Origin of the sequence: Streptomyces luteolus (assembly GCF_029968015.1) — a bacterium.
GTDB lineage: Bacteria > Actinomycetota > Actinomycetes > Streptomycetales > Streptomycetaceae > Streptomyces > Streptomyces luteolus.
On record NZ_JASCIS010000094.1, the window covers coordinates 1 to 6,080 of the forward strand.

Sequence of the window (6,080 nt, forward strand, 5' to 3'; positions counted from 1 at the left end):
AGCTTGTGGACATGGTTGAGAACTGACCGTTGACCGCTCCTCTGTCCTGGCCCCGATGACGGTCGGTGGCATAGCACAGGATCTTGCGGCTCCTTGTTCAACGACGTGAGGTCCTGCTCCTGATGCTCGTGACGTTCGACGTCTCCTCCAGCGCCTCGTTGAGTCGCTCGTTGCGTAGGGCAAGGTTCTGGATCTGGGCAGCAGCGAGGGCGAGTTGAGCCGTCAGCTCTCGATTGCGTCGGCGGAGCTTCGCGTTGCGGGCGACGAGCCTGTCGTGCGCGGTCGGACCACTGCGACGAGCCGTGGGGACAGCTCGGCGATCAGCGATCTCTCGGGCGATGTCGGGGTAGCGGCGGCGGAAGGTGGTGTTGGTCAGGTCGAGGCGGCGGGCCAGCATGAGGACGCTGGGCTGCTTGTTGGTCTCGCGGCAGGTGTCCAGCACCTCCTGGAGATGCTTGCGGACCAGGGCCGCGGGCAGGTCGGGGACGCTGCGGGTCATGCCGGAACGGCCTCCTGCCCGTTCACCGTCAGGAACTCGACGATCTCGGCTCGTCGGCTCTCAAGGAGCTGTCGAAGGCGGGGCGGCAGCGTCGGCCGGGCGGCGATGCGCTTGTCGAGGCGGGCAATCTCACGTTGCCAGGCGACGATGTTCTCGGGGGTGAGCGTGACGTTGCGGCAGGCCAACGGCAGGCAGCCGCCATGTGAGGGAAGTCCTTCGCTGTTGCCGCGACGGGCCTTCTCGCAAAGGGCCTTGGCCGGATCGTTGATGCAGGTGATGTACTCCCCGAGATAGATCGCCGGGTCGTGACGCTTCATGATTCTTTTGAGGCGGTGTCTGTCCAGCGCGACCTGGCCCTGGAACTGTGCGCGCTCGCCGAAGTCCGTGAGTCGGCGAGCTGCCTCTTCGGCGGACGGGCCGGCCAGGCCCGCGTGCTGGTGGGAGTCGATCATTTCCATATAGATCTCGCCGCGGGCGATGGCTTGCTCGCTTTCGACCTCGGCCCGGAATCCGGAATCGCTGGTCCCCGCATAGCCCTCGAACATCTGGATGCTGTGATGGCGGTATTGGAGGGCTCCGGCGACGACGCCGCCAGGGTGTCGCGCAATGAACCAAGCCAGAGTTCGTCTGAAGACTCTCGTCTTGAGCCGGAGCGCATGGCCTTGACCAGCGGCGATGGTGTCAGTGCGTCCCCGCTCTGCGCAGAGCTCGTTGACGAAGGCGGCGAACAGGTTGAGGTTCAGGTTGGTGGCGCCGACGCCGACTGCTCGATCAACGCCGGTCTTCTCCGGTCGGCCCGGTCCGTGACGGAGGGCCCCCATGAGGTAGTCCTGGCTGGTGGGCTGCAACTGCTCAAGCACCTGGATTGCGCGAACGACGGGCTCGCAGACGGTCCATGTCGCCTCGACGCCTTCTGCATCGTCTTCGCCCTTGAACGCTCGGCTGTGTACTCGCCAGCGGTAGGCGTTGCCGTCCTCGTCGTGCTTGGCCTCCACGCAGCCGCGCTTGATGTGTTTGACCTCGCTGTCCCGCATGCCGCTGAGAAAGGCGATCACGATGTAACAGGCGGACTGAAGGTGGCGTGCGAGGGCAGCCAGACTGGTGGGCAGCGCGTGGTGGGTGGTGACCGCCTTGATCCAAGGGCGGCCGTCCAGGATGCCCTGAACGCCTTCGTCGACGAAGGCGGCATCCGCAAGGCCGACGACAGCGGCGACCGCGTCGATGGCCTCGCGGCGCTTGTCGATTTCTCGGCGGTGGCACTTCAGCGTGGCGGCGAGGTGGCCAGTGTTGATCTTTCCCTGGTATCCGGGCAGGGGCCGACGTGCGGTGACGTGGTCATCAAGAAGCTGCTGCAGCCGTTCGTCGGTCCGGTGGCTGTCCACTCGCCCTGTGCCAGTGGCTCGGCGCTCGCGCCATCTGTGGTCCGCTTCGAGGATGTCCGGAGCGAAGTCGTCGACGAACCGCAGTGCCCAGACCAGCAAGGGCCCCAGAACGTCTTCGGGGAGTCGGTCGGTCCCGTTCTCCCGACCACGTTGGGCTCGTTGTTCGCCCCACCCATCAAGATGCAGCGGATCAAATCGGAGCTGGTCATTGCCGAGGTGAATGCGCCAACGCCATAGAAGTCGAACTGCGGCTCGAGCGGCTTCCCGGGCTCCGTCCCGGTGGGGGAAGAGGGCCAGCAGATGTCGGTTGTAGCGGTCCAGGTCGACGGGTGAGATGGAGGACAGCTCGACTCGGTCGGCGGGCCATCTGGAATCGAGCCAGGTCAGCAGGCGTTTCATTTCGACGAAAGCGGTGCGGACCGAGGCGATCGCGAGGCGGTCCTCGCCAGACGGCGATTCCAGCTCCAGGCAGAGCAGGGCATAGAACAGGCGCTTGGCGGCGGGGCGGAATCGCCCCGGGATCGTGGGGAAGTTGAGTTTCACTGTCTTCTCCTGGACCTGGACGATCGCCGGCGCCAGGTGCCAGACATCGTCACTGAAGCGTGCGGTGTCCTCCAGACGGGTCCCCGGCCGCAACGGGCGCCCGGCCAGGACACACGCGTTCGGCAGTGGCGCATCGTGAACGCTCACGCTCATGAGGTTGTTCATGGCGTCTCCCAGGGCGCTTCGACGAGATCGAGGAGGGCGTCGGGGACCTGTGCCTTCTGTGCCTGGGCGACCTGTGCCGGGGTGAACTTGCCGAGGATGTCGCGGCGGACCGCGACCCAGACGAGGCCGTAGCGTCTGTACCACTCCTCCTCGCTCATCCGTTGCCGCAGACGTCCCAGGGCTTCGAGCAGACCCAGCAGACGCGGTAGATGGTCTTGGGTGATCAAACAGTTGCCGCAGAGGAAGCAGAGCAGGAACGAGTCCCCGCAGGGCCTGCCGGTCTCGGGGTGGTGCTGGAAGTCCCCGCAAGCACTCCAGGCCGTGTCCAGGTGCCCATGGGCCAGATCATGCGCGGTTCCTGGAGCCAGGCCGGCTCCTGTCAGTTCGTCCGGTGTGCCGCCCCTCGGGATGACGGTGGGGCTGCCGCGGCGGCGGACGGCCTCGGCATGCGCGTCCCGAGCGGCCCGCTCGGCGTCTGCGAGTGCGTCGGCCATCACGCCCTCCGCCCATTCACGGGTTGCCGGATCCGGCCGGAGGTAGTTGGTGTAGAGCACCTGGGCCGTGTTGCTTTTCGCTGAGGACGGCAGGTGCCCACCGAGCTGGCGGGTCCGTCGGGCATCGACGCTGGTCTTGATCTTGTTGAAGGTCACCTGAAGTGGCACCTCAGCGGAGGAGGAGACGCTCTCCTGCCCCGCCGTCGACGCAGGAGCGTCAGCCAGGACGGGTCTCGTGCGCGTCGCCGCCCATGTGCTCAGCCGAAGCTGTCCGCTGGCCCGCAGATCCGCTTCGAATGGTGCGTGATGTTCGTGGCGCGTCCCCAGCGCTTGAGCGCGGTGGCCATTTCGCCACACGCAGAACGCAGACGGCGAGCCGCACAACGCCCGGCTGCGAGCCGTCAGTTCAAGCAGGAGGAGGTAGAGACCGCCAGGTGTGTGCAGCTCGCGCCCCTCCGGGCCGATCTCCCAAGTGACAGTCTCGAACCAGCGGTCAGATCCGCGACGCCGTTTCACCAGGCGGACCTCGACGGCCCGGCCCTCGAGGAGTCGGTGACGGGCGGGCAACTCTTTGAGCGTCTCGACGTTCCGCTCCGTCGCGATGGCGAGGAGGACCATCAACGGAGCCAGGTCGCTCCAGGTCAAGAACAGCCGGGCAGCGAGTTCACGCCGTTCCCGCCATTGAATCCCCGTGCACGGGGGGACTTCCCCGGTCTCAGCTATGGCCGCAAGCACCTGGGCCAGCCGTTGCTGCTGTGGAGGGATGTCCTCGGACCGGTCCTGCTGGCGGCGTACCAACTCCTCGCCGGCGCGGATGCGTCGGACGATCCGGGCGGTGTCCGCCCGTGCGGCGGCAGTCAGCCGGTCCAGTTCGCCGGCCGAGTACCCGCCCTCCGGGCTCGTTCTGGGCTTTGGCAGGCGCCTCGCGAACGCGTCGCGAGCCTCCAGGGGGATCTGGTCCCGGATCTTCTCCTGGCCGAACAACACCTGCAGTTCCGCCATGTCGCTCTGTCGCGTGCCAGCCGCGGAGTCAGTGCGGGTGTGGAAGGCGTTGACGTGATAGCGCGTGAGTTGCGTCGGCGTCACAGGCTGAGGGTCCAGCGATGCCAGGAAGTACGTCCATCGCCGAAGCGGCAGCCACCTGTTCTGGGCTCCGGAGAGAGTGCGAATTCCGCCGCTGGGGCCGGTCCGCATCGCGAATGCCTCGGCGAGGAGAGGATGCCACCCGGGCAACGGCAGTTTGCCGACGTCGAACGTGCCCTGTCTGCCGTCCTCACCGTGGAAGTCGACGACGAGTCCTCCTGATGCCCCTTCGTGAACGAGTGCTGGGGCCTCGTAGTCTGCGGCTGGCAGAGCTGACCTGCGGCCCGGTCCGGTGCTGCCCCGGCCCCGGCGGGTCACCGCGTCGTCTCCTTCTCCTCGGGCAGGTCCTTCGGGGGCTTCTCGTCGCCCAGGGCCGCGGCCGGGGTGTCGCGGGGGTCCTCCCAAGTGTCGGGGACCAGGGCCATGCGAGTTTCCATCTCCAGTTCCTGCAGGGCGTGCAGATAGATCAAGGTCGACACCTGGGAGGCGTGTCCGAGTCTGCGGCGGACCCAGTCCATGGGGTCGCCGAAGATCCGCTGGTAGTGCAGTCGCTGGGCCGGATTCATGTCACCGAGTGCGGCGATGTGCCCGCGTTGGAGCTGTTCGAGGGTGATGACGGCAAATGTGTGTCTTAGCAGGTGGGCGTGGGCGAAGAGGTCCAGGCCCTGCTCTTCGCACCGCTGGTTGGCGGTGGTGAACATGTCCTTCCAGGCCGACAAGGTCAGCGGCATCCCGCTCTCACCGAGCCAGAACATCGCGGGCTCCAGGCCCTGTTCGGTGTCGATCAGCAGCCGCCGTCGCTCACGAGGCCCCAGCAGCCGGACATCGACTTTCTCGCCGAGGTTGATGCCGCTCGTGTACTGAGCCAGGTGCGGCCTCTGCGGATCGAAGATCACGATCGGCCGTCGGATCTTCCGGTAGCGGCCTGCGTCGCGGGCCTCCTCGATGACCCACCGCCGGTCCTCGGCCGCGTAGGCCGTCAGGTCCCGCCGAACCGAGGCCGGCTCGTAGATCCAGCGCGCTGAGTTCCGTTTCGCGATCGCCTTGGACAGCCAGGACTTGCTGTAGCCGGCCGGGCCGGGGCCGGTCGGCACTTCCGTGACCAGACGGCTGGCCTGCTCTTCCAGCCGCAGGCCGGTGCGGACCGTGGAGTCGGTGAAGGTTCCGTTGCGCGAAGCCCACCGGCCGCGGAAGTTGTCCCGGGGCAGGCCCTCGCGGTCGTAGCCGAGGACTCCCACGTCTCGCCATCGTCGGTAAGACGGTGCGGGAAGCCACTCGATCACCTCGCCACCCGTGTCATGAGCGTAAGTCGCCGGCACCGTCTCCCCGGTGTCGACCGGCCTCGAACGGCGCCTGGTCCCCTTCTGCTCAGCCTTCCCGTCTCGTCGCGGCCGCTGCGGGATCGGCACTTCCGGCACCCACTGCTTGCGCTTCGCGTAGACGTAGAACTGCTGGAGGTGCGAGACCTCCTGGCTCCACGTGTCCCCATCGACTCGCGGTCCGCGGGGATCAAGGCGCCGCCAGTAGTGATAGGCCGTGTGATCGACCTCGGTCGCGTCCCGCCAGCCCTTCTCGCCCCGGCTCTGGTGCAGGAAGTTCAGCTTCCTGCAGAGAGCCGACGCCCGGTTGATCTGACTGTTCAGCGGACCCTCCAGGAGGTTCACCCGATGGAAGTACGAGTTCAGGTCCGTGTCGTAGACGAAGCGCGGCGACAACAGGTACGGCGTGCCGTCAGGAATGCCCAGGTCGTCGAGCCACAACTCCCACTCAACTGGGGAAAGTTGCAGATGCCAGGGCCGCGACTCAGGCTGCGGCAGATCCCGCGAGCTGTAGTGGACTGACCAGGCTCCATGGCTTAACACCCGCGGACCGTACAGCTACTTGGTCACTGACCGAGCGTGCACAAGCCAGGGT

Annotated in this window: 4 protein-coding genes; all 4 read right to left on the reverse strand. The window is 66.8% G+C overall.

What is annotated here, in order from left to right; translation table 11 throughout:
- Positions 1 to 97: 97 nt before the first annotated feature.
- Positions 98 to 499 (reverse strand): hypothetical protein, encoded by a 402-nt coding sequence (locus QIT00_RS38470; protein WP_282540155.1) that lies wholly within the window; start codon positions 497 to 499, stop codon positions 98 to 100.
- Positions 496 to 2,589, reverse strand: a complete 2,094-nt coding sequence (locus QIT00_RS38475; RefSeq protein ID WP_282540156.1) for a hypothetical protein — start codon at positions 2,587 to 2,589, stop codon at positions 496 to 498. The genes QIT00_RS38470 and QIT00_RS38475 overlap by 4 nt, the downstream gene beginning before the upstream one ends.
- Complete coding sequence (locus tag QIT00_RS38480) at positions 2,586 to 4,169, reverse strand: hypothetical protein (protein ID WP_282540157.1); 1,584 nt, start codon at positions 4,167 to 4,169, stop codon at positions 2,586 to 2,588. The genes QIT00_RS38475 and QIT00_RS38480 overlap by 4 nt, the downstream gene beginning before the upstream one ends.
- 311 nt (positions 4,170 to 4,480) lie before the next feature.
- Entirely contained in the window at positions 4,481 to 5,926 is a 1,446-nt protein-coding gene (locus QIT00_RS38485) for a site-specific integrase (protein WP_282540158.1), read from the reverse strand.
- Positions 5,927 to 6,080: the final 154 nt, after the last annotated feature.